General features: G+C 40.7%; 23 protein-coding genes and 1 riboswitch. Of the genes, 14 read left to right on the forward strand and 9 right to left on the reverse strand.

Annotated features, from left to right (window positions below):
* Positions 1 to 20: 20 nt before the first annotated feature.
* A complete protein-coding gene (locus BK049_RS09430; RefSeq protein WP_008355453.1) occupies positions 21 to 1112 on the reverse strand; it encodes a branched-chain amino acid aminotransferase in 1092 nt (363 codons plus the stop codon).
* 368 nt (positions 1113 to 1480) lie between these two features.
* On the opposite strand from BK049_RS09430, the gene BK049_RS09435 reads away from it, so the two are divergent.
* Positions 1481 to 2932, forward strand: a complete 1452-nt coding sequence (locus BK049_RS09435) for a DUF1565 domain-containing protein (protein WP_008355451.1) — start codon at positions 1481 to 1483, stop codon at positions 2930 to 2932.
* Here the strand turns inward: BK049_RS09435 and BK049_RS09440 are convergent.
* Both BK049_RS09440 and BK049_RS09445 read right to left on the reverse strand, forming a co-directional pair.
* Positions 2929 to 4374 (reverse strand): sensor histidine kinase, encoded by a 1446-nt coding sequence (locus tag BK049_RS09440; protein WP_244887336.1) that lies wholly within the window; start codon positions 4372 to 4374, stop codon positions 2929 to 2931. The two genes, BK049_RS09435 and BK049_RS09440, sit on opposite strands and share 4 nt — an antisense overlap.
* 2 nt (positions 4375 to 4376) lie before the next feature.
* Positions 4377 to 5057 (reverse strand): response regulator transcription factor, encoded by a 681-nt coding sequence (locus BK049_RS09445; protein WP_008355447.1) that lies wholly within the window; start codon positions 5055 to 5057, stop codon positions 4377 to 4379.
* A gap of 283 nt (positions 5058 to 5340) precedes the next feature.
* Between BK049_RS09445 and BK049_RS09450 the strand changes: the two genes are divergently transcribed.
* The 5 genes from BK049_RS09450 to ywaC all read left to right on the forward strand — a co-directional run bounded on the left by BK049_RS09450 (position 5341) and on the right by ywaC (position 11180).
* Positions 5341 to 6249, forward strand: coding sequence for a PepSY domain-containing protein (locus BK049_RS09450; RefSeq protein ID WP_071168381.1), 909 nt, complete (start codon positions 5341 to 5343; stop codon positions 6247 to 6249).
* 225 nt (positions 6250 to 6474) lie between these two features.
* A riboswitch (SAM riboswitch) is annotated at positions 6475 to 6587 on the forward strand.
* A 168-nt stretch (positions 6588 to 6755) separates the two neighbouring features.
* Positions 6756 to 7874 carry a sugar ABC transporter substrate-binding protein gene (locus BK049_RS09455; RefSeq protein WP_008355443.1) on the forward strand — a complete coding sequence of 373 codons (1119 nt, stop codon included), beginning with the start codon at positions 6756 to 6758 and terminating at the stop codon, positions 7872 to 7874.
* Between the two features lie 72 nt (positions 7875 to 7946).
* A complete protein-coding gene (locus tag BK049_RS09460; protein ID WP_008355441.1) occupies positions 7947 to 9443 on the forward strand; it encodes a sugar ABC transporter ATP-binding protein in 1497 nt (498 codons plus the stop codon).
* Entirely contained in the window at positions 9440 to 10453 is a 1014-nt protein-coding gene (locus tag BK049_RS09465; protein WP_008355439.1) for an ABC transporter permease, read from the forward strand. Before BK049_RS09460 ends, BK049_RS09465 begins: the two co-directional genes overlap by 4 nt.
* A 94-nt stretch (positions 10454 to 10547) precedes the next feature.
* Complete coding sequence (ywaC, locus tag BK049_RS09470) at positions 10548 to 11180, forward strand: GTP pyrophosphokinase YwaC (protein WP_008355437.1); 633 nt, start codon at positions 10548 to 10550, stop codon at positions 11178 to 11180.
* A 51-nt stretch (positions 11181 to 11231) separates the two neighbouring features.
* Here the strand turns inward: ywaC and BK049_RS19505 are convergent, their stop codons facing one another.
* The gene (locus BK049_RS19505; protein ID WP_167358859.1) at positions 11232 to 11381 is read right to left on the reverse strand and encodes a hypothetical protein; all 150 of its coding nucleotides are present in this window, start codon (positions 11379 to 11381) and stop codon (positions 11232 to 11234) included.
* Between the two features lie 19 nt (positions 11382 to 11400).
* Entirely contained in the window at positions 11401 to 12486 is a 1086-nt protein-coding gene (locus BK049_RS09475; protein WP_071168382.1) for a Rap family tetratricopeptide repeat protein, read from the reverse strand.
* Positions 12487 to 12999: 513 nt separating this feature from the next.
* Between BK049_RS09475 and BK049_RS09480 the strand changes: the two genes are divergently transcribed.
* The 3 genes from BK049_RS09480 (at position 13000) to BK049_RS09490 (ending at position 15204) form a co-directional block, all read left to right on the forward strand.
* Positions 13000 to 13764: a transporter substrate-binding domain-containing protein gene (locus BK049_RS09480; RefSeq protein WP_008355433.1), complete on the forward strand. Its 765-nt coding sequence runs from the start codon at positions 13000 to 13002 to the stop codon at positions 13762 to 13764.
* Positions 13765 to 13834: 70 nt separating this feature from the next.
* The gene (locus tag BK049_RS09485) at positions 13835 to 14479 is read left to right on the forward strand and encodes an amino acid ABC transporter permease (RefSeq protein WP_008355431.1); all 645 of its coding nucleotides are present in this window, start codon (positions 13835 to 13837) and stop codon (positions 14477 to 14479) included.
* Complete coding sequence (locus BK049_RS09490; RefSeq protein WP_034738252.1) at positions 14476 to 15204, forward strand: amino acid ABC transporter ATP-binding protein; 729 nt, start codon at positions 14476 to 14478, stop codon at positions 15202 to 15204. Before BK049_RS09485 ends, BK049_RS09490 begins: the two co-directional genes overlap by 4 nt.
* 205 nt (positions 15205 to 15409) lie before the next feature.
* Here BK049_RS09490 and BK049_RS09495 read toward each other — a convergent pair whose 3' ends face one another.
* Positions 15410 to 15793, reverse strand: a complete 384-nt coding sequence (locus tag BK049_RS09495; RefSeq protein ID WP_008355427.1) for a glyoxalase GlxA — start codon at positions 15791 to 15793, stop codon at positions 15410 to 15412.
* Between the two features lie 118 nt (positions 15794 to 15911).
* On the opposite strand from BK049_RS09495, the gene BK049_RS09500 reads away from it, so the two are divergent.
* Positions 15912 to 17093: a class I SAM-dependent rRNA methyltransferase gene (locus BK049_RS09500; RefSeq protein WP_071168383.1), complete on the forward strand. Its 1182-nt coding sequence runs from the start codon at positions 15912 to 15914 to the stop codon at positions 17091 to 17093.
* A 39-nt stretch (positions 17094 to 17132) separates the two neighbouring features.
* Here BK049_RS09500 and BK049_RS09505 read toward each other — a convergent pair whose 3' ends face one another.
* On the reverse strand, positions 17133 to 17813 hold the full coding sequence (locus BK049_RS09505) for a CidB/LrgB family autolysis modulator (protein ID WP_071168384.1): 681 nt from the start codon (positions 17811 to 17813) through the stop codon (positions 17133 to 17135).
* Positions 17807 to 18166: a CidA/LrgA family holin-like protein gene (locus tag BK049_RS09510; protein WP_034738272.1), complete on the reverse strand. Its 360-nt coding sequence runs from the start codon at positions 18164 to 18166 to the stop codon at positions 17807 to 17809. Before BK049_RS09510 ends, BK049_RS09505 begins: the two co-directional genes overlap by 7 nt.
* Positions 18167 to 18355: 189 nt before the next feature.
* Here BK049_RS09510 and cidR point away from each other — a divergent pair, with 189 nt between their 5' ends.
* The 4 genes from cidR to BK049_RS09530 all read left to right on the forward strand — a co-directional run bounded on the left by cidR (position 18356) and on the right by BK049_RS09530 (position 21451).
* Positions 18356 to 19243: a cidABC operon transcriptional activator CidR gene (cidR, locus tag BK049_RS09515; protein ID WP_008355418.1), complete on the forward strand. Its 888-nt coding sequence runs from the start codon at positions 18356 to 18358 to the stop codon at positions 19241 to 19243.
* A gap of 17 nt (positions 19244 to 19260) precedes the next feature.
* Positions 19261 to 20085 (forward strand): hydroxyethylthiazole kinase, encoded by an 825-nt coding sequence (thiM, locus tag BK049_RS09520; RefSeq protein WP_008355416.1) that lies wholly within the window; start codon positions 19261 to 19263, stop codon positions 20083 to 20085.
* Complete coding sequence (gene thiE / locus BK049_RS09525) at positions 20072 to 20740, forward strand: thiamine phosphate synthase (RefSeq protein WP_008355414.1); 669 nt, start codon at positions 20072 to 20074, stop codon at positions 20738 to 20740. The genes thiM and thiE overlap by 14 nt, the downstream gene beginning before the upstream one ends.
* A 336-nt stretch (positions 20741 to 21076) precedes the next feature.
* The gene (locus tag BK049_RS09530; protein ID WP_071168385.1) at positions 21077 to 21451 is read left to right on the forward strand and encodes a nuclear transport factor 2 family protein; all 375 of its coding nucleotides are present in this window, start codon (positions 21077 to 21079) and stop codon (positions 21449 to 21451) included.
* Between the two features lie 26 nt (positions 21452 to 21477).
* Here the strand turns inward: BK049_RS09530 and BK049_RS09535 are convergent, their stop codons facing one another.
* Positions 21478 to 21816 carry a DUF4288 domain-containing protein gene (locus tag BK049_RS09535; RefSeq protein ID WP_071168386.1) on the reverse strand — a complete coding sequence of 113 codons (339 nt, stop codon included), beginning with the start codon at positions 21814 to 21816 and terminating at the stop codon, positions 21478 to 21480.
* Positions 21817 to 21919: the final 103 nt, after the last annotated feature.

Raw genomic sequence — 21919 nt, forward strand, 5'->3', positions numbered from 1 at the left:
TGAAAGGTTCTTTCGCTTGCTTATGCTTGCTTGACGACCGAGTCGACTTCTACGGTCCAGCCGAAGATGTCTGGCTGCGTGCCTTTTTGGATGCCAGTAATCGCATTGTACAACTTCTTCGATACTTCACCCGTTTGACCATTTTGAATGACGTATGACTGATCATGATAAATTAATTCACCGACAGGAGAAATCACAGCCGCCGTTCCTGTTCCAAAGATTTCTTCAAGCTCACCTGATTGATGGGCTTCAATGATCTCATCAATTGAAATTTTTCGTTCTGTCACTGGGATCTCCCAATGCTTTAGAAGTTCAAGCACAGAGTTACGTGTGATGCCTTCCAAAATGCTGCCATTCAATTCAGGCGTCACGATTTCTCCATTGATTTTAAAGAAGATATTCATACTCCCGACTTCTTCAATGTACTTTTTCTCGATGCCATCAAGCCAAAGAACTTGTGAAAATCCTTTCGTTTCAGCAACTTGCTGTGCCTTCAGGCTGGATGCATAGTTTCCAGCTGTTTTGGCATTTCCTGTTCCGCCCTTAACGGCACGAACAAACTCGTTTTCAACCGCAATTTTGACCGGATGGATGCCTTCTTTATAGTAAGAGCCTACTGGAGATAAGATAATGATCAGTTTATATGTGCTTGATGGTGCAACACCTAAATAGGGCTCAGTGGAAATAATGAATGGACGAATATACAAAGAAGTGCCCTCTGCATCAGGTACCCAATCCTTGTCAATGCGAATGAGTTCATTTAAGCCCTCTAAAACCGTTTCTGTATCAATTTGCGGGATACACAGGCGGTCATTCGATCTGTTTAAGCGTTCCATATTTTTTTCTGGACGGAATAAGAGAATCTTTTGATCCTCAGAAACATAAGCCTTTAAGCCTTCAAAAACCGATTGGCCATAATGGTAGACCATAGAAGCTGGGTCCATGGGAATCGCCTGATAAGGAATAATTCTTGGATCATACCAGCCTTTATCAATTGAATAATCCATCACAAACATGTGGTCTGTGAAGATTTTTCCGAATTCAAGTTGATCAGATTGAGGTTTTGGTTTTTTTGTTGAACTAAGTTCAATGCGGATGGGTTGTTTTGGCATCGTAAATCTCCTTGCTGTTTGATTATTTGAAAATTCTAATAATATGAAATAATTATGATTCTATTCTATACCTTCACAAAATATTAGCAATAGGTTTTCTGGAATTCAAACAAGAAAAATCTGTTAAGCGCTTTCCTCCTCTCTGCCGTCTGTCTTACGGGTGTCACCTCTTTTCAAAAAAAGAAATAAAAGCCAATTTCGTTATTAACTGATTAATCTGACAATTTTAAAGCGTGTGGTTTTTCTGTAAGATATTCTTTCAACCATACACCTTTTGACTAGTACATTGCAAGGGGCAGCGCCATATTTTAACCCTCTTTTTTTTAGCCGATAAAGTAAGAAGAGAATGGAAGGGAGCAAACAACGAGATGAAACGAATCATACCAGGTATCCTACTGATTGTATTCATGATCGTGATCAGCTTTGGTTGTCAAGCAATGACAGAGAAGGCTGGTGCGAAGCAAGGAACAACGTATTACGTGGCAGTAAACGGAAACGACAAAAATTCGGGAACGAAGTCAAAACCTTTCCGTACGCTGAAAAAAGCGGCAAGTATGGCTAAAGCAGGGGTAACGATTTACATAAGAGGCGGTACATACAAAGAGAAATTGATTGTCCGCCATTCAGGAACAAAAAAAGCACCTGTTGTCTTTCAAGCCTATGGAACAGAAAAGCCTGTTATTAGCGGGCGGTCTTTCAAAGGAAATCAAGCTGACGGGGGTCTTGTCAACATTGATCAAAAAAGCTACATCACCCTCAAAGGCGTAACGGTCGGACATATCAAAACGAATAAAGAAGATGTGACACCGGTCGGTATGTTGATCACAGGCAGCGGCAAAGGAGTCAAGCTGCTCAACAACCGTGTGTACGACATTCAGACAACACACAAAAATGGGAATGCACACGGTATTGCTGTCTATGGAACAAAAGCACCTGCGGCGATTGAAGACATTGAAATCAAAGGAAATATTGTTGAAAAATTGAAGCTGGGTTTTAGTGAAGCGCTTGTGCTAAATGGGAACGTCAAAACATTCCGCGTGACACATAATACGGTTAGGCATACTGACAATATCGGTATTGATTTGATTGGTTTTGAGAATGTCGCACCTTCTAAAAAGTATGATCAAGTTAGAAACGGTGTCGTATCTAGAAACAAAGTCTATGACATCACGAGTGTTGGGAACCCAGCCTATGGCAAGGACATCTCCGCTGGGGGAATTTATGTTGATGGCGGAAAAGATATCGTGATCGACCATAACATCACCCATCACAATGACCTTGGAATTGAAGTCACAAGTGAGCATAAAGGGAAAACGGCCGATCGCATTCGCATTGAGCACAATCAAGTGTATTTGAACCGTTATACAGGCATCTCAATTGGCGGTTATGACAAGAAGCGGGGCGGAACCACAAACACGACGATCTCCCATAACATTCTGTACAAAAATGACACAGCCGGTTTAGAAGGCGGTCAATTGCTGATGCAATATCGATCCGTGAACAATCGAATCACGAATAATATCATGACAGCTAGTGCTTCGCATTACTTAGTCGTGAACCTTTATAAAGTGAACCAGAAGAATACATTCCAGAAGAACGTGTATGATGACCGTAAAGGTGCGAAAGCATCACAGTGGGTATGGCGAGGAAAATGGATGGAAGGCTACAAAACGTATCGCTCCAAAAGCGGTCAAGATAAAGGATCAGCACACCTCAATCCACAATATGTGAATGAGAAAAAATATGATTTCCGTCTTAAGGCATCATCACCTGCTACAAAAATATTCCGAAAAATGGAAATAAAACCCCAAAATCATTAAGATTTTGGGGTTTTATTGCATTCGGATTGTAAGGGCAGGAGCATTGAAAATATACTTCCTTCCCCTTTGACACTTTGGACAGTCAGATCACCACCATGTAATGAGAGGATGGATTTGGAAATAGATAAACCTAACCCTGCCCCACCAAACCTTCTAGAACGGGAGTTTTCTTCTCGGTAAAAGCGATTAAAAACAAAAGGGATTTTTTCTTTATCAATACCACTTCCGTTATCTTGAACAGATAACACAATATGTGTTTCATTTTGGTATAACTTCATTTGAATGATTCTGTTGGTATGATTGGTATGCTGAACGGCATTCATAAACAAATTGAGAATGACTTGTTTGATCTTATCAATATCCACGCAGGTGAATACGCCACTCTCAACATGATACATCACATGTCCGCCCCCTGCCAAAAGGTCAAGCTGATGTTTCATCTCTTGTAATAATTGATCTAAATAGACAGGTTCTTTTTGGAGAGTAGGCGCTTTATCTAGTTTAGCAAGTGTTAATAAATCTTCCACAAGACGCTGAATACGGGTTAATTCAGTATGCATATTTCTTAAAGACAAGTCCAATTGTTTTGGTGTGGTGGCAGCTCCCCGTAATAGCACTTCTAAAAACCCCCGAATGGATGTTAGTGGTGTTCTGAGTTCATGAGAAGCATCAGAAATGAAATGTCTCATTCGTTCTTTTGCTCTCCGTTCCGCGTCAAATGCTTCTTCAATTCGTTTCAGCATAGCATTTAATGAAACGGAAAGAACATGAATCTCATATTGCCTAGGAAATGAAGGGAGTTGCTGGTGTAAATTATTTGCATCAATTTGTTTCATCAAGCGAATGACTGAAAATAAGGGTTTCAGTGCGATAGACAATACAAAATAAAGGATAGTAAATCCGATGAACAAAGCCATAAATGATATGAGGGCATAGTTTTTCATCTGCTTATAAAGAATATCTGTGAGACCCACTGTAAAGGAGCTCATTTGAATTGCACCGACTACTTTTCCATCTATACGGATGGGTTCAACAACGACAAGAATTTCTTGTCCTGAATGTTCATTTAACAGTTTAAAATTAAGTCTTTTTTTCGGTTGAAGAAAGTGACGGTATGTTTCCTTTTTTAATGTTGGGACAGACCCTGCATGAGGATCTTTGGACAAAACGGTTACTTTTTCATGAGTAGAGACAAAGGCGACACTCACTCCTGGAAAGAAAACATTTGGGATGTTTGATTTTTCTAATGCAGAGGGTTCGCTATGTTCAAGCCAAGTTTCCCCAGGGACGGACAAAATATGACTTTGTAGGCTGAGAGCTTTGTTTTCATATAAAAACTGCTTCATAAAGATAAACTGAAAATAACCAATGGCAACAAGTAGGAAGAAAAGAATGAGAAAAGAACCTAACAATAGCTGAATACGTAATGACCGAATTCGCATGCTCATTGAATATCCAATCTATAGCCTGTACTCCTAAGCGTACGTATCATTTTGTGTTCCTTGTCACCAATTTTATCTCGTAAAGCACGGATATAAACTTCGACAATATTGTCCTCCCCATTAAAATCATAGCCCCAAACCTTTTCTAAAATGGTTGATTTGCTCAATACAATACCATGATTGACAATGAATAACTTTAACAGCTCATACTCCGTGGCAGAGAGCTTTAATACCTTTTGGTTGAAGCGAATTTCCTTTCTTCTGTCATCAACTTGAAAAGGGCCAATAGATAAATCACTTAATAAGTAAGGAAATTGATTGCGCAGTCTCGCTTGAATTCTTGCAAGAAGCTCATCAAAGCTAAATGGCTTCATCATATAATCATCTGCTCCGCCACACAAACCTTTGATTCGGTATTCGACTTCATCTTTTGCAGTAAGCATAATAATTGAGATTTGACAAACCTTCTTCATCAATTTACATACTTCATAGCCATCCATACCTGGCATCATCACATCCAAAATGCATATGTGTGGTTGATACGTTTTGACTATGTTTAAAGCGGATAGACCATCAGTGGCAGTTTTAACTTGAAAACCTTCGTTTTCGAGCCCCAATGTTAAAAAGTCGACAATGGCTGGTTCGTCATCGACTACAAGTAATTTAATATGCTGATACTTCATGATCATGACTCCTTCCAAAAAGCTCATACCGTTATTATTTTGTGTTTAGCTGAAAGTATCCTGAAAAACAGCTGAAAATGAGTTGAATGAAAGATATGCTATTTTTTCCATGCTTCAAATGAGCAAAAATATCCCTTTATATCAAAGAATGTCACAACCAAAATAAGATATTTATCAGTTTTCAGCTTATTTTCAGGTGGCCTTAAAGTCCTTTTCAGGTTGAGGGTGTAGAATCGCTAGTGTTGGGAGAAGCTCAACAGTAAATTTGAGGAGGCATTTCATTATGAAAGGACCATTTAAAGTATTATCAGGAGCTGCTTTAGGAACAATTATTTCAATTAGCTCATTAACATCGGCACATGCTGCTGTATTGCATAAGGAGGGTGACGTTGTCCAACAAACGACCAAGCAAGAACAAACGGCTGTAACAGAAGCCACTGCGAAAAAAGTGGCTTTGAAAAATTGTTCAGGTGTCATTCAATCGACTACTGTAAAAACTGAAAAGTCAGTAACAGTCTATGTGGTTAAAGTTCTTGGAGAAGATGGTAAACAGCATACGCTGAAAGTCAATTGTCATACAGGAAAAATCATCAAGCACGAAACAGCAAAAAAAGAAAAAGCAATTAACAAGCAAACCGCTCAAAAGATTGCTTTGAAAAATTGCTCAGGTGTCATTCAGTCATTAGAAATGCAAAAAGAGGATCAGACCTATGTTTACGTCATTAAGCTACTAGGTGACGATGGTAAACAACATGTTGAAAAAATCAACTGTCAAAATGGAAAGGTAATCTCACACCAAACTGGCAGTCAAACGATCAGTATTTCGAAATCAAAAGCAGAAACGATTGCACTTTCTAAAACAAAAGGTGCTATTCAATCGGTACAATTAAAAAAGGATACAGATGAATATGTTTATGTGATAAAAGTATTGGGTGAGGATGGAAAAGCTTACACGTATCATATCAATTGTGAAAAGGGTCAAGTAATGAAACAAAAAGTGTCTGCAAAAGCAGAGGGAATTACAAAACAACATGCTAAAGAGATTGCCTTAAAAAATTGCACAGGCGTAGTCAAAGATATGCAATTAAAGAAAGAAGGCAATATAACAATGTATGTCATCAAAGTCGTTGATCAGTCTCAAAAAGAGCAAACAGTGAAAATCAATGCAAATACAGGGAAAGTCTGCTCATAATCAAACATTTCGGCACATTTCATTTCTTATTCATGACAGTTCCAAAACAACCTAAAAACACGCAAATCTTGCTCCTGATAGTCATTGACTATCAGGTTTTTTTATCATTCGATTTCTTTTTGATCACGATATCAAATTTAAAATATTCAAAAAATGATTGACAATGATGGAACATCACATTAAAGTTAAGAAGACATTTCAACTAAAACAAACTTCATAACACATCTCTTATCAAGAGAGGCAGAGGGACTGGCCCTATGACGCCCGGCAACCGTTTCTATTATTCAAGAAATTGGTGCTAATTCCTGCAAAGCTGTTACAGCTTTGACAGATAAGAGAGGAAGACTTCCCGATACATGTTTCATGCAACGGTGATCAAGCCTCTCTTTACAAGAGAGGCTTTTTTGTTTCTTTTGAAGAAACAAATGATTGGTTGACAGGCATTTTCCCACTTTTTACCCTAGTTTTCTGATGTGAAAACTAAAATAATTGAAGGAGGAACAACAATGAAACGTAAATATTGGACATCATCCCTTGTATTATTGACGATCCTGACAGTTCTATTATCTGGCTGCGGTACGGGATCGAGCGCAGGCTCAAAAGCCAATGCAAACGAAAAGGTATCCTTTGACAATGTACCGAAGCGCTTTGCAAAGGGGCAGGGAGCAAAAATTAAAGTCATCCGCAAAATTGGCGGGGACGATCATACGGCTCAATTTTTAGCAGGGACAAAGGCAGAAGGTGAAGCGCTGGGCTTTACAGTGGACGTCTACACGGCAAATGGTGATACAGCAAAGTTCCATGATGCCATTTCTCAGGCACTAGAAGAAAACTATGATGGCTTTATCATCTCGCATGGGGATGATGAGGCGACAGTCGCTGATGTGAAGAAGATCACAGCGAAAGGCATCCCAGTTGTGGCGTTTGATTCGAACCCGAAGCTAAAGGACATCAAAGGAGTCACCGTGACATCTCAAGATGATGAACAATTAGCGAAAAAATCATTAGACGCGCTCGTGGCTGATTTTAAAGGAAAAGCAAACATTGCGTACCTTTGGGTAGACGGGTTCCCGCCGATGGTGAGACGAAACAAGGTGTACCAAGAAACGCTCAAACAACATACAGGGATCAAGGAGCTTGACCGATTTGGCGTTGCTTCCTCTGATACGTCTGTTCAAACACAAAATGCAGTAGCGGCGATGCTGAATAAGTATCCAAAGGGCAAGCTTGATGCGATTTTTGCCACATGGGATGCATTTGCCATCGGTGCGGCAAGAGCTTTAAAGGAAGCAGGAAGAACAGAAGTGAAAATTTACGGTATTGATGTGTCTAATGCCGATCTGCAAGAAATGACTTCGGAAAACAGTCCGTGGAAGTACACAGCAGCGGTCGATCCGAAGCTCATCGGGGCAGTCGACGTGAGGATTCTTGCGAAGAAAATAGCTGGCGAGAAAACGCCATCTTCCTATGACCTTGAGGCCTCCCTCATTTCACAAAAGCAACTTCAACAAGCAGGAAAGGCCATCAATATGGTCAATCTTGCAGAGGAAGTAAAAGGGTTCGGTTCATCGACTGCCTTTGAAGAAGATTGGATGAAGACCTTGAAGAAGCATTATGCAAAATAACCCGCGTGCACTCTCTTTCAATAGAGGGTGTTTCGTTTTTCAAATGACGATCAGTAGAGAAGGAGGACACCTATGACATCGCCACTTGTTTGTATGAAGAACATTTCGATTGAATTTCCAGGGGTCAAAGCGCTGGATCAAGTGAATTTCACATTAAAAAGAGGAACGGTCCATGCCCTTATTGGGGCGAACGGTGCTGGGAAGTCCACGTTAATGAAGGTTCTCTCTGGTGCTCATTCGCATTTTGAAGGAACCATCCACATCAATGGCGAGGCGGCAGCGATTCAAACACCGAAGGATGCGGCCTCATATGGTGTGCAGACAGTCCATCAAGAAGTGGATACAGCCCTCGTTCCCTATTTAAGTGTTGGTGAAAATATGATGATACATGAGATTGAGAAAAAACCATTTGTCCGCTGGAAAGAGCTTCATCGCAAGGCAGCTCAACTATTAAAAGAGATGGACATTGACATCTCCACGAAGCGTCTTGTGAGTGACCTGACACTGGCAGAAAAACAGATGGTGCTCATTGCCAAAGCTGTTTCTATCAAATGCAGCATTTTAATTTTAGATGAACCAACGGCTCCACTCAGTCATGCGGAAACAAGCAAATTATTCTCAATGATTCAGCAATTGAAACAGAAAGGCACGGGCATCATTTTTATCTCGCACCGCATGCCAGAAATTTTCAACATTTGCGATGAATTGACTGTGATGAGGAATGGAACCGATGTGGCGGTACACCTTGTCAAAGAGACCGATCCAAAGCAGGTCATTGAAGAAATGTTAGGTGCACCATTAGAGGAGCAATTCCCGCCCCGTACACCTTTGAAGGATGCACCGATTGTGCTTGACGTGAAAGAGTTGCATGACCAGCATAAATTGAACAACATTCACCTCCATGTGAAAAAAGGGGAAATCCTCGGGATCGCAGGACTAGTCGGCGCTGGTAAAACGGAACTGTGCAAAGCCCTGTTCGGTGCTTCAGAAAAAAAGACAGGCACTGTGGCACTTCATGGTCAAACCATTCACATCCAATCGCCTCATCAGGCCGTGAGAGCTGGAATTGCCCTTGTGCCGGAAGAGCGGAGAAAAGAAGGGATTCTCACAGAAGAGACCGTGGGATGGAACTTAACAGCTGCAAGCCTCCGTTCGTTTGCAAGGATGTTCAGCTTCTTACATCGTTCTAAGGAAAGGCAGGCAGCAAGTGAAATCGTCAAACGGCTAGGTGTCAAAACACCTTCTCTGGAAGCGAAGGTGAAGCATCTATCTGGCGGCAATCAGCAAAAGATTGCAATTGGAAAATGGCTACTGGCTGAGGCGGATGTGTACCTCTTTGATGAACCAACCAAAGGCGTAGACGTTGGAGCGAAAAAAGACATTTTCACTCTTATTGCAGAGCTTGCTGCCCGTGGAAAATCCGTTATTTATGCCTCAAGTGAACTGTCGGAAATCGCAGGGATCGCAGATCGAGTATACGTCCTATACGATGGCAGCATTGCCCGGGAAATGACTGCACCAACGACAGAAGAAGAGCTTTTATATCATTCAACAGGAGGACAATCATGAGTGAGCGACAAATTTCAGCCCCTGTTCAGCAAATCAAAAAACAGCGGCCAACATTTCACCTGTTTGATTTCTTTTATCAATATGGCACCATTTTAACAATCGTCGTATTGATTGTTGTATTTGCGACAGCGAATCCAGCATTTTTACAGTCAGGTAATATCATCAATATTTTACGATCCATCTCCATTGTGACCATCATTGCGGTGGGATTAACCATCTCATTAGCAGTGAATGGCTTTGATTTATCCGTAGGATCGGTTGCAACGTTATCGAATGCGATTGTGATTTCTATGTTTGTATGGTTCTCGCAAAACCCACTGATTGCGATCCTTTCTGCGCTAGCGGCTTCCCTTATTGTCGGCTTGCTGAATGCCTGGATGATTGTCAAAATGAAGATCCCAGATATGCTCATGACATTAGCCATGATGTTTATCATTCAAGGGCTGGCACAAACCTATACGAAAGGGGCAACCATTTCTGAAAATATGGTGATGCCGGATGGCACGTTCTCAACTGGTACCATCCCTGCCTTTTTCAGCAAAATCGGGCAGGTGCCCTATATCATTATGATTATGGCAGCCATCGTGTTGTTTGCGCATGTTTTCATGACCTACACAAAGCACGGGCGATTGATGTATATCATCGGTGGAAATAAAGAGGCGGCCCGATTATCTGGCATACATGTGAACAAATACAAAATCGCAGCATACCTTCTGTCTGCTTTATTTGCTGCAATCGGTGGTATCGTGCTCGCTTCAAGGGTCATGACAGCAGAAATTAATGCTGGTACGCCTTATTTAATGGATGGCGTTGCTGCTGCATTTATCGGTTTTTCGGTCATGGGAGCAGGTAAACCAAACGCATTTGGTACATTTATTGGTGCGGTGCTCATCGGTATTTTGCAAAATGGTCTTGTGATGATGTCTGTCCCTTATTACGCGATGGATATTGTAAAAGGATCTGTGCTGGCACTTGCATTAGCGCTGACTTATTACAAACAGCGGGGCTAAGATGTATTTTTTTAAAACCATTCGAGTCCTTTCTCCGTCTAGTAAACGGAAAGCGGTGTAACAGCTGTTTGCCAAAAGGAGATGACAAAGAGAAATGAATATGTCAGCAACTCATGTAGAAGATTTGAAAAGTGTCATGGAAGACTGGAAAAATGAATTATTAGTATATAAATTTGCATTAGATGAAATGGATACAAAGTTTTCGATCATTAGTCAGGAATATAATTTAATCCATGGACACAATCCAATAGAGCATACAAAATCACGCATCAAATCCTTTGAAAGCATCGTGAACAAACTAGCAAGGAAAGGGTGCGACATCACCACACAATGTGCCAAGGAGCATATTCATGATATCGCTGGTGTCCGCATCATCTGCTCTTTTATTCAAGATATCTATAACATTATTGATGTGCTGAGGCAAAGAGAGGATTTAAAGATTCTTGAGGTAAAGGATTACATTCAAGATCCAAAACCAAATGGTTATAGAAGTCTGCATTTAATTGTTGAAATTCCTGTCTACTTAACGAATCGTGTGGAGCATGTGAAGGTTGAGATTCAGGTGCGGACCATTGCGATGGATTTTTGGGCGAGTCTTGAACATAAAATCTATTATAAACTGCAAAATGATGTCCCTCATCAGCTCACTGATGAGCTAAAGGAAGCGGCAGATATCGCCCATTACTTAGATGAAAAAATGCAAAATATCAAACGAGAAATTGATTAGCAGATAAAAAAGAGTAGCTGGTTATGATCACAGCTACTCTTTTCAGTCGTATTAAGGGTTGGTTCCGCGATCTCTCTTTTGAATGATCGTACCCTCATCTTGTGATTGGGCAGATTGGCTGCCTTTTTGGGTAGAAGTACCAATGAAAACACCTGTGATCAAGAGTGCAAAAATTGAACTTAAAATAAGCCATTTCTTCATCATACATCACTCCATCTTCTTAACAAGTTTTGATTGATAACGCCTTGTTCCAAAAATAAGTTGATTCTTGATGAAGACCATTTTCAGTTAAATATGCCGCTACATCTTGACAGATGGCCTCAAGATCAACAAGGAAATTCATGGATTCTAATTGATCACAATAAGAAATGATCTGCTCAATCATGTTGTCTGGCTGGAGCATGAGTGTTTCTAAAATTGATAATTTAAGTGAAATGTTTCGTTGTTTTAAATTTTCTGCTTTTTGAAGTGAAAGCTGTACATAATAGTGGAACAAACCAGGCTTTTTCAGCTTAAATAGTGCTTTCGTGTAGGCATACATGGCCAGTAAATAGCCGCCTGGAGAAGAAGTTTCGAATGCCTCAATCAATAAAGCTTTTTCTAGGAGCGGTACAGCTTCACTATATTCATTTCTTAAGCTTTTTATAAAGGCTGCATTGCAATACGCGTGACCAAGTAAATCTGGGTCCTTCATCTGTTCTAGTGAATGAATCACTTGTTCAAATAAAGTTTCTGCCTCATCATATTTCGATTGATCAGCATAATTCAAAGCGAGCATCATTTGACAGCTGATTGATTTTTTCACATAACATGGATCTGCGTCATAAATAGATGAAGCCATTTTCAAGTGGTGGATGGAGAGAAGTGTGGACCTAATATTATAGTATAGGCACCCTGTTTTATAATGGAATTCTGCTTTTTCAATGTCATCATGTACGAGATCTAATTTATCCTCGGCCAATTTCAAATGGTGTAATGCTGTATCCTGATTCCCTCTGCGCATTTCATACATTCCTTTAAAGAAATAAAAATAGTAGCTGAGCATATCATCTGTCCGGATTGCATGTTCATCAACAAAAAGACTATGATCTAACGAAGCTGTATCTTCGATTAAATCCTTGAAACGGTATTCTAGAAGTTGATAGTAAAGTAAAACGTCTTGATTCTCTTCCATTTGATCAAACGCTTGAAGAATGTCTTCTTTTAGTTGAATGGCTTCTTGTATCTCTCTTTTTTTCATCATGACATACCAGTCATTTAGCATGTTTGCTACATCGACGGACGATAAAACACCTGTTTCTGCCAATTGGCATCCTCCTTTCTTCACCTATTCATGTATTCCGATTCCCGTTCATTTGAATGTATCTTCTTATATTTTAAGCGGTCTCTCGCAATTTGTAAAACATGTTTTTTGATGTAAATTCAACCATTTGTGAAAAATAAAGGGAATAACCGCTCGTTTGTATACGCTTGCATTTTTTTAGGTAAAAAGAGGATGTTGGAGAAAATATATCACGATATTAATAGAGGGAGGAAGGCGGTGGAAGAGTATTTTTTCATAGATTAGAAAGAAACGTCGGTTCTAAAGGGTAATCCTTATTTTTTTTGTGAGATTTTATAACATAAATATTGTGAATCACTCTGCTTTCGGAATAAAATGAGTTATTCGCAAAAAAGTAAAATTTAAAGAGACTATCGATCTAGAATTGTATAGATCTTTGGTATTGATAAAAAATATCACACATCGTAGCTTTAGCGTGTTATAGTAAGATTGTTGTTGCGAATATTTAGACAAACTGACAATAGGGGGTCGTGTTTTATGAAGAAATCGATGCTACTGATCATGGGATTAATTGTTGTGCTCGTCATGGCAGCCTGTGGATCAAAATCGGACAGCGGTTCAGGAGAAAGCAAAGGTACATATAAAATTGGGATAGATACAACATATCCGCCATTTGAATTTGAAAAGGGCGGTAAATATGAAGGAATAGACGTAGATTTAATTAACGCAATTGCGAAAGACCAAGGCTTTAAAGTGAAGCTTGAAGCAATGGACTTCTCAGGGATTATCCCAGCAATGCAAGCTGGTCAGCTTGATGTTGGAATGGGCGGAATGAGTATTACAGATGAGCGTAAAAAGAAAGTGGATTTCTCAGATCCATACTTTGACGCTGGACTGACAGTTGTTGTGAAGAAAGACAGCAGCATCAAATCGATTGATGATTTAAAAGGGAAAAAGCTAGCGGTTAAAAATGGGACAACAGGAGCGAAATTTGCATCTGATAACGCTGATAAATATGGGTATGAAGTTGTTCAATTTAATGATAGTCCATCTATGTTCCAAGAAGTATCTAACGGAAATGCAGACGCATTGATTGAAGATTATCCTGTCATTACGTATGCAATTGCTCAACAAGATTTAAAATTGAAAACAGTTGGAGACCGCTTGAATGGAGACCAATATGGTATCTCTGTGATGAAGGGGAAAAACCAAGACCTATTGAAGAAAATCAATAAAGGCCTAGAGAACCTAAAGAAAAACGGTGAATATGACAAAATTATTGAAAAATATTTGAAGTCATAACAAAAGCGAGGCGCGCTACGAGCGCGCTTTCTTTATGTGTAAACCGTATGTGAATTAGGGAGGGAGAAACATGGACACGATTGTTAATGCATTTCCGTATTTAATGGATGGTTTGCAAACCACTTTATATATCTTTGTTGTTGCCATCATTTTAGGGTTTATTATCGGTTTAATTGTGGCATTATTCCGCTTGTCACCATTTAAAATCTTGAATTTCATTGCACTTGTTTTTGTGAATGCGATTCGAGGTACGCCATTTATCGTACAGCTATTTTTCATTTATTTTGGTTTAAATACACTTGAATTTATCTCGCTTGATCGAGTGCCGGCAGGGATTATTACAGTAGCGATTAATGCGGGGGCTTATTTCTCAGAAATTATTCGTGCAGGAATTCAGTCCATTGACAAAGGACAAACAGAAGCCGCACGCTCTTTAGGATTTACAGGTGGGCAAAACATGCGCTTTATCGTCCTGCCACAGGCATTTCGTCGCATGCTTCCAGCCATTACCAACCAAGCCATCATCAGCTTGAAGGACACGTCACTCTTATCCATTATCGGGATCGCCGATATCATGCAGAGGGGACAAGTTCAAGCATCGGCTACATTTGATCCTTTGAATGTCTGGCTCATTGTCGGTGTCATTTATTTCGTGATCATTTATTTACTTTCTCTACTGGCTAGTTACGCAGAAAGGAGATTTGATGTGAAATGAGTATGATTACGGTGAAAAATTTAAAGAAATCCTTTGGCGAAAACGAAGTCTTAAAGGATATTAATGCAGTCATCGAGGAAAAGGAAGTCGTGTGTGTCATTGGTCCTTCTGGGTCAGGAAAAAGCACGTTTTTAAGATGTCTCAATAAATTAGAGGATATTACGGCTGGAGAGGTCGTTGTCAATGGACATACGATTACAGACCCAAAGGTCAACATCAATAAAGTACGACAAGAAGTGGGCATGGTGTTTCAGCACTTTAATTTATTTCCTCATAAAACCGTTTTAGAAAATATCACGATCGCACCAATTAAAGTAAAAGGTGTCGAAAAGAAGGCGGCAGTCGAAAAAGCTATAGACTTGCTTGAAAAAGTCGGCTTAAAAGACAAAGCCAAAAGCTACCCTAACCAATTATCCGGTGGCCAAAAGCAGCGTGTCGCCATTGCAAGAGCCTTGGCGATGGACCCGAAAGTGCTATTATTCGATGAGCCGACATCTGCGCTTGACCCTGAGGTCGTTGGGGATGTGTTAGCTGTCATGAAACAACTAGCAGTCGAAGGGATGACGATGATTGTCGTCACACATGAAATGGGCTTTGCTAGAGAGGTTGGAGACCGCGTGATCTTTATGGACGGTGGATATATCGTCGAAGAAGACAAACCAGAAGCACTCTTTGGAAACCCGCAGCACGAGCGTACAAAATTATTTCTTAGTAAGGTGTTATAAAAAAAGAGTAAGAGCAGGGATACATGCTCTTACTCTTTTTCTTTTGTTGAAAAATGAAGTGACTAGAATGAACAAATTCACTCAATAAATGAAGAAGTACAATGGTAGCAAGGAAGACGGCACCGATAAACAGGTAATGCCCGTCTTATTTGCATGTTCACAAATGTGAAAAGCCCCTAATATGACATGCATTTCCTAGGAAATATTAGCGCTGAAAGAATTCAATCCATTCTTGGTCAGGTCCTCTGAAAAAGAAGTAGCAATATCCATTTGGCAATGTTGTGATTTCTTCATCAATTAATTCAATTTGCAGCTTTTGAATACGATTGAATTCAGCGTGAATATTGTCTGTTGTGAAGGCGAGATGATGAACCTTTCCTTCAGATGGCAGATCACTGCTGTAGCCCTGAATGAGCTCAACTTCTGTCTCTGCTTCGTCCTTGAATCCAAGAAATGCAAGCTCAATGACTCCGTTTGTATGTGTGATTCGATCCTTTAATTTCATGCCCACAACCTTTTCATAAAAATCAATGGACTGATCAATATCTGTAACCATAATACCTGTATGATCTAAGCGTAATGTTGTCAAAAGAAGAGCCTCCTCTATGTCATGTTGATATTTTTCTCCTCATCTTATCATAATAGAAGTAACGTATACATTCATATGGTAGGATAGAGAGAGTCAATTTAGGATAAGGATGACACAAATGAAAAAAATCTCATTAAAACAAACATTTGCAGAACAAGTGAAAAAGGGATATCCGCTTATTTCAAAAGATGCTGTATCACGTGTGAACGGTGTACAGGAAGGCGAGCTCATTGAATGGGTGGATGAAAGAGGCTCTTTTTTAGGAAAAGGGTATTATGGTGTGCAAAATAAAGGGATTGGCTGGGTGCTTTCCTTTGATGCGAACGAAACAATAGATCAAGCCTTTTTTGTCTCTAAGCTGGAGCAGGCAGCGAAAAGTAGAACGCATTTATTTCGTGATGCGCAGACAACGGCTTTTCGTGTGTTCAATGGAGAGGGAGATGGAATTGGTGGATTCACGATTGATTATTATGACGGATTCTATCTCATCCAATGGTATAGTGAAGGTGTTTATACATTTAAAGCAGAGGTATTGACTGCGCTTGAGCAGGTGTACCCTGACTATAAAGGAATTTATGAAAAGAAACGATTTGATACATCTGGACAATATATTGAGGACGACGATTTTGTGAAGGGAGAGAAAGGTGACTTTCCTCTTATCGTGAAAGAAAACGGGATGAACGTGGCAGTTTACTTAAATGATGGTGCAATGACAGGCATTTTCCTTGATCAGCGTCATGTAAGAAAAGCAATTCGAGATCGCTATGCAAAAGGAAAGACCGTTCTTAATACGTTTTCTTATACCGGCGCTTTCTCGGTGGCAGCAGCGCTTGGCGGAGCGAGCCGTACGACAAGTGTGGATGTCGCAAATCGCAGTTTGAAAAAGACAGCCGAGCAGTTTGAAGTGAATGGAATTGACGTGGACGAGCAGGATATTAAAGTCATGGACGTATTTAAATACTTTCCGTTTGCGGCGAAAAAAGGCTGGACCTATGATCTAGTCATCTTGGATCCGCCTTCCTTTGCACGAACGAAGAAACACACATTCAGTGCGGCGAAGGATTATAAGAAACTATTAAAAGAAGCCATCCAGATCACAGCTGAAAACGGCGTCATTGTGGCATCAACCAATAGCAGTGCATTTGGGATGAAAAAGTTTAAAGGATTTATTGCACAGGCCTTTAAAGAATCAGGGAAGACGTATCGTATTCTTGAAGAATATACACTCCCTGAGGACTTCCGTACAACAAAAAATTATCCCGAGGGGAACTATTTAAAGGTTGTCTTCATCCAAGCTTAAAGAAAAAAGCCATTTTCCGATAAGGGGAAATGGCTTTTTCTATAAGGCAAACGACATGAGGATAGGCGCTGCACATAATGTAATAATGGCTGAAATAATCATGGATACACTTGAGATCGTGCCTGAGACGGAGCTCAGTTCAAAGGCCTTCGATGTTCCTGCACCGTGAGCTCCTGTACCAAGCAGGACGCCCATTGCAATGTCATTATCAATGCGGAAATAACGGATGACCAATGGGCCAATGATCGAGCCAAATAGGGCTGTTAAAATGACGAATACAGCCGTAACGGACGGCATGCCGCCAATCATTTCAGACACGCTCATTGCAACAGGTGTTGTGACGGACCTTGGGACGAGGCTCTCAATAAGGCCCGTGTCCAAATGAAACCATTTGGCGATAAATGCTGTTGATAAAATGGCAACGACAGAACCGCAGGCCACATTCAGAATGATTTCGACTGCATGCTTCTTCAGAATGTGAAAATACTTATATAAAGGAATGGCAAATGCCACAGTCGCAGGCTGAAGCATATTTGTCAGCCATTTCCCGCCTTGATTGTAAGCGTCGTAAGGAATGTTCACGATTAACAGCAAGGCCACAAGGACGACAGGGGTCACAAGTAAAGGGGAGACGTAGACTTTCGGATGCCGTTTGTAAACCGCTTTTGAGCCGAGATAGATCAGAATCGTTAAGATCAAAAATAGTCCGCCAACTAACATAGCTTTTTTCGCTCCTTTCTTTTCGCAATCATCTGCGTCATCATGCCAGTCGAGAGCATGACCACAAAGGTACTAAGTAAAACAACAAGGACAATACTTGTGCCAGACTGAGAAAGCAATGTTCCATAATCAATCACACCTACTGCTGAAGGGATAAAGAACAGCAGCAGTTCTCCAAGCAGCCATACGGCGCCAAGTTCAATCCATTTTAATTGAATGATGTTAAAATGAAGTAATAAGAAAATGACAAGAATGCCTAAGATTGTGCCCGGAATTCTTAAATGCAAAAAGGCCGCCAGCACATTCATCAATTTCGCAAAAACAAATAAAGCCATAATCTGAAGGATAGCCATCAGCGGCGTTCTGAGCAATTGCACTTTCTGTTCACTCCTTTTTCTATATAAATTGTTCACTGTTTCACAAAAACAAAACAACGTTCTAATCGGTGAGCTTACTTTAAAGTGTACAGCACGTTTCATTATAGGTAAAATACATATATTGAATAGTTATTATTCCTTTTGTCTATAGAAAGGGTGAATCATATGGACATCAGACATTTAACATATTTCTTAGAAGTGGCAAGGTTAAAGAGTTTTACGAAAGCATCACAATCCCTTTATGTGTCGCAGCCGACCATTTCCAAGATGGTCAAAAACCTAGAGGATGAACTGGGGGTGCAGTTGTTTTACCGTAATGGCAGGCAGGTTGAAATGACAGATGCTGGACAAACCATGTATACACAGGCGAGTGAAATCACACAATCATTTCAGAATTTAACAAGTGAATTAAATGATGTCATGCATGTGAAAAAAGGACATATCCGAATAGGACTGCCGCCTATGATTGGATCAAGTTTTTTCCCAAATGTCATGGGAGAATTCCGCCAGCATTATCCAGATGTCACCTTTCAATTGGTGGAGCACGGCTCCATTAAAGTAGAGGAAGGGGTCGAGGATGGGTCGTTAGATATTGGTGTGATTGTTCTGCCTGCAAATGATAAAATTTTTCATACATACACCATTATTAAAGAAAATATGAAGCTTGTGACGCATCCATCGCATCCGATGGCAGGACGTGATGAGGTGCATTTAGCCGACTTAAAGGAAGAGTCTTTTATTTTCTTTAGAGAGGATTTCGTTCTGCACAGCCGAATCTTGAATGAATGTATGAATGCGGGGTTCAGACCAAACGTCATTTATGAAACGTCACAATGGGATTTCATAAGTGAAATGGTAGCTGAGAACCTTGGGATCGGGCTTTTGCCTGAACGGATCTGCCGTGATCTAGATCCTGAAAAGGTGAGGGTTATTTCCTTAAATCCGTCTATTCCATGGCATTTGGGTGTCATTTGGCGAAAGGACCGCTACTTGTCCTTTGCAGCAAGAGAATGGTTAAAGCATACAAAATCCTATGTTTGGGATGCAGAGTAAAAGGGAGGATGATACTGATGAAATTAAGCAGCGCGTCTCATCTATTGGAGAAGGTTCGAGCGGATCATCCACTCGTCCATCATATCACCAACCAAGTCGTGACGAATTTTACAGCGAATGGACTGCTTGCTTTAGGTGCTTCTCCAGTCATGGCAAATGCAAAAGAGGAAGTGGCCGAAATGGCGCAATTAGCTGATGCACTTGTGCTGAATATCGGCACACTGACCAAGGATACGGTGGAGGCAATGAATATCGCTGGACAAGCGGCCAATGAAAAAGGTGTACCGGTCCTTTTAGATCCTGTTGGTGTGGGTGCGACTGCGTTTCGGACGAGTGCGGCGAAACAGCTGTTACAGCAAGTGAACATAACGGTTGTCAGAGGAAATGCTGCTGAAGTGGCTCATTTAATCGGAGTGGATGGCTGGCAGTCAAAAGGCGTTGATGCAAAAGAGGCAAGTGGAAATGTATCGTCTTTAGCAAAGCAAGCGGCAAAAGCACTGGAGACTGTTGTGGTGATCACAGGAAAAGTCGATGTCGTATCAGATGGAGATGAGGTTCTGTCCATTCATAATGGACATGAATGGCTGACCAAGGTGACAGGGACTGGCTGTTTACTTACATCTGTCATAGGGGCATTTTGTGCAACAGGTGAACGTCCAATTCATGCCTCAGCAGCAGCTCTGCTGTTTTATGGTGTCGCTGCTGAAAAGGCTGTTCAGGAGACAAAAGAGAAAGGGCCGGGGACCTTTCAAATGGAACTATTAAACGCATTATCAAATACAAATGGCAATGATGTGATGACGCTTGGGAAAATAGGGGGAGTTTTGCATGACGAAGGCTGATCAACAGCAAATCAAACAGCAATTATCGGTTTATTTTATTATGGGAACAGCGAATACAAGCAGACATCCGCTTGATGTCGTGAAAGAAGCCATTCAAGGCGGCATCACCATGTTTCAATTTCGTGAAAAAGGTGAAGGAGCTCTGCAAGGTGAAGAGAAGAAATATTTGGCCCAGCAAATTCAGGCACTTTGCCAAGAAGCGAATGTCCCCTTTATTGTGAATGATGATGTACAGCTTGCGATAGACCTTGATGCAGATGGAGTCCATGTTGGACAGGAGGATGCACGCGCGCAAGACGTAAGGGAAAGGATTGGGGATAAAATATTAGGCGTGTCCACGCACAACTTAGATGAAGTGCGACAAGCGGTGAAGGACGGAGCAGATTATGTCGGGATGGGCCCGGTTTATCCTACAGAAACGAAAAAGGATACACGAAGTGTTCAAGGTGTTTCTTTAATCAACGAAGTACGTCGTCATGGCCTTCATATTCCCATTGTGGGTATCGGCGGCATCACTTATGAAAATGCGGCACCAGTCATCCAAGCAGGCGCAGATGGCATCAGCATCATTAGTGCCATCAGCCAAAGCACTGATCCCAAAAAAGCAGCAGCAGAACTAAAATCACTTGTATTATCAGAGAAAGCATCTTACTAACCTGTAGAAGACATGGATTGATTCAATCCATGTTCAGCGTGTAGACAAACCCTTGCATTCTTTGTCAGTCCTGCGTGCCGGTGCTCACGAATGTCAAATTCGCTCCGCTCCGGTACTCGTCCTTCCTAGACTGCAAAGGTTTTCAGGTCACGCTGAAAAGAAGACAAAGGGCTAAAATAAAGATCATTTTAGCCCTTTGTCAACAATCTGGACATGGATTGGTTCAATCCATGTTTTTTCTGATCCGGGTGAAAAATGGACAGGGGAGAAACAATTGTGTACAATCTAATTATTCGATTGTTATCGAAATGACAGGTAAATAAAGGAGAATGAATGATGGAAGTGCTCGAAACGTATTTTCGCCGATATGATGAGGCGGGAAAAGGACAGGAGCAAATGGACGAACTGCTGGCGCTATTTTCGGATGATGTCATGATTGTCTTAAATGGTGCCGAGAAGCCTGGTATCCAAGAGTTTACACAATTTTTAAACACGTTCTTTCATGTACATGAAGACATTAAGCATATGTGGGATGGCTGGGTAAAACGAGAAGATGGAAAGTATGAGACAAACTGGGCCGTTTGTGGAAAGCTGAAAGATGGCCGTTTATATACAGCAGAAGGAATTGATATTGCGGAGCTGGACGATCAAGGGAAGATCATTTATTTAGAAAATGTTCCGAAAAACCCAGAGTTATTCCAGCGATATTAAGAAGCCGGCAGAGCAGCCGGCTTCTTTTATTTGTCTAAAGAATAAGCTTCAATCGCTTCTTTAGAAGATATTTCTTTTTCAAAAAGAAGATATCGGCTGTACACTTCACTTAAATGCAGGGGACCTTCGTCTAAGTTACCGACAAGCTCAAAGATATCTAAGATGGCTGCTAGTTTTGTGGTTGTTTGTCCATGATCTCCATTTTCAAAGGTTTCGTCTGGAAAAAAGTTTTTGACGATTTCTTTCACTTTTCGGTTGTTTTTTGCTCTCACTAAGATGATTCGCTCCTCAAAGATCTTCTCTGGTCTAACCTCTGGTGAGGAGCTAGATTCAAATAATAATTTTGCTGAGTAGAGTCTATGCATGTGATTCACTCCTTTCTTGAGGTGAATTTCCAGTGTGTATGTAAAATCATAACATAGGAAAGACATGATGCAGGAGAATATCAGGCTAATGGGGAGTGGTGAT

It is taken from the genome of Bacillus xiamenensis (assembly GCF_001857925.1).
Classification (GTDB): domain Bacteria; phylum Bacillota; class Bacilli; order Bacillales; family Bacillaceae; genus Bacillus; species Bacillus xiamenensis.

What these genes read in the sequence shown, in the direction of transcription:
- BK049_RS09455 (WP_008355443.1), top strand. Translation starts at nt 6,756, where the DNA reads ATGAAACGTAAATATTGGACATCATCCCTTGTATTATTGACGATCCTG.
- thiM (WP_008355416.1), top strand. Translation starts at nt 19,261, where the DNA reads ATGAAATTAAGCAGCGCGTCTCATCTATTGGAGAAGGTTCGAGCGGAT.
- BK049_RS09500 (WP_071168383.1), top strand. Translation starts at nt 15,912, where the DNA reads ATGAAAAAAATCTCATTAAAACAAACATTTGCAGAACAAGTGAAAAAG.
- thiE (WP_008355414.1), top strand. Translation starts at nt 20,072, where the DNA reads ATGACGAAGGCTGATCAACAGCAAATCAAACAGCAATTATCGGTTTAT.
- BK049_RS09535 (WP_071168386.1), bottom strand. Translation starts at nt 21,816, where the DNA reads ATGCATAGACTCTACTCAGCAAAATTATTATTTGAATCTAGCTCCTCA.
- BK049_RS09510 (WP_034738272.1), bottom strand. Translation starts at nt 18,166, where the DNA reads ATGGCTATCCTTCAGATTATGGCTTTATTTGTTTTTGCGAAATTGATG.
- BK049_RS09460 (WP_008355441.1), top strand. Translation starts at nt 7,947, where the DNA reads ATGACATCGCCACTTGTTTGTATGAAGAACATTTCGATTGAATTTCCA.
- BK049_RS09465 (WP_008355439.1), top strand. Translation starts at nt 9,440, where the DNA reads ATGAGTGAGCGACAAATTTCAGCCCCTGTTCAGCAAATCAAAAAACAG.
- BK049_RS09490 (WP_034738252.1), top strand. Translation starts at nt 14,476, where the DNA reads ATGAGTATGATTACGGTGAAAAATTTAAAGAAATCCTTTGGCGAAAAC.
- BK049_RS09440 (WP_244887336.1), bottom strand. Translation starts at nt 4,374, where the DNA reads ATGCGAATTCGGTCATTACGTATTCAGCTATTGTTAGGTTCTTTTCTC.
- BK049_RS09450 (WP_071168381.1), top strand. Translation starts at nt 5,341, where the DNA reads ATGAAAGGACCATTTAAAGTATTATCAGGAGCTGCTTTAGGAACAATT.
- BK049_RS09435 (WP_008355451.1), top strand. Translation starts at nt 1,481, where the DNA reads ATGAAACGAATCATACCAGGTATCCTACTGATTGTATTCATGATCGTG.
- BK049_RS09530 (WP_071168385.1), top strand. Translation starts at nt 21,077, where the DNA reads ATGGAAGTGCTCGAAACGTATTTTCGCCGATATGATGAGGCGGGAAAA.
- cidR (WP_008355418.1), top strand. Translation starts at nt 18,356, where the DNA reads ATGGACATCAGACATTTAACATATTTCTTAGAAGTGGCAAGGTTAAAG.
- BK049_RS09445 (WP_008355447.1), bottom strand. Translation starts at nt 5,057, where the DNA reads ATGAAGTATCAGCATATTAAATTACTTGTAGTCGATGACGAACCAGCC.
- BK049_RS09430 (WP_008355453.1), bottom strand. Translation starts at nt 1,112, where the DNA reads ATGCCAAAACAACCCATCCGCATTGAACTTAGTTCAACAAAAAAACCA.
- BK049_RS19505 (WP_167358859.1), bottom strand. Translation starts at nt 11,381, where the DNA reads ATGAAGAAATGGCTTATTTTAAGTTCAATTTTTGCACTCTTGATCACA.
- ywaC (WP_008355437.1), top strand. Translation starts at nt 10,548, where the DNA reads ATGAATATGTCAGCAACTCATGTAGAAGATTTGAAAAGTGTCATGGAA.
- BK049_RS09505 (WP_071168384.1), bottom strand. Translation starts at nt 17,813, where the DNA reads ATGTTAGTTGGCGGACTATTTTTGATCTTAACGATTCTGATCTATCTC.
- BK049_RS09480 (WP_008355433.1), top strand. Translation starts at nt 13,000, where the DNA reads ATGAAGAAATCGATGCTACTGATCATGGGATTAATTGTTGTGCTCGTC.
- BK049_RS09485 (WP_008355431.1), top strand. Translation starts at nt 13,835, where the DNA reads ATGGACACGATTGTTAATGCATTTCCGTATTTAATGGATGGTTTGCAA.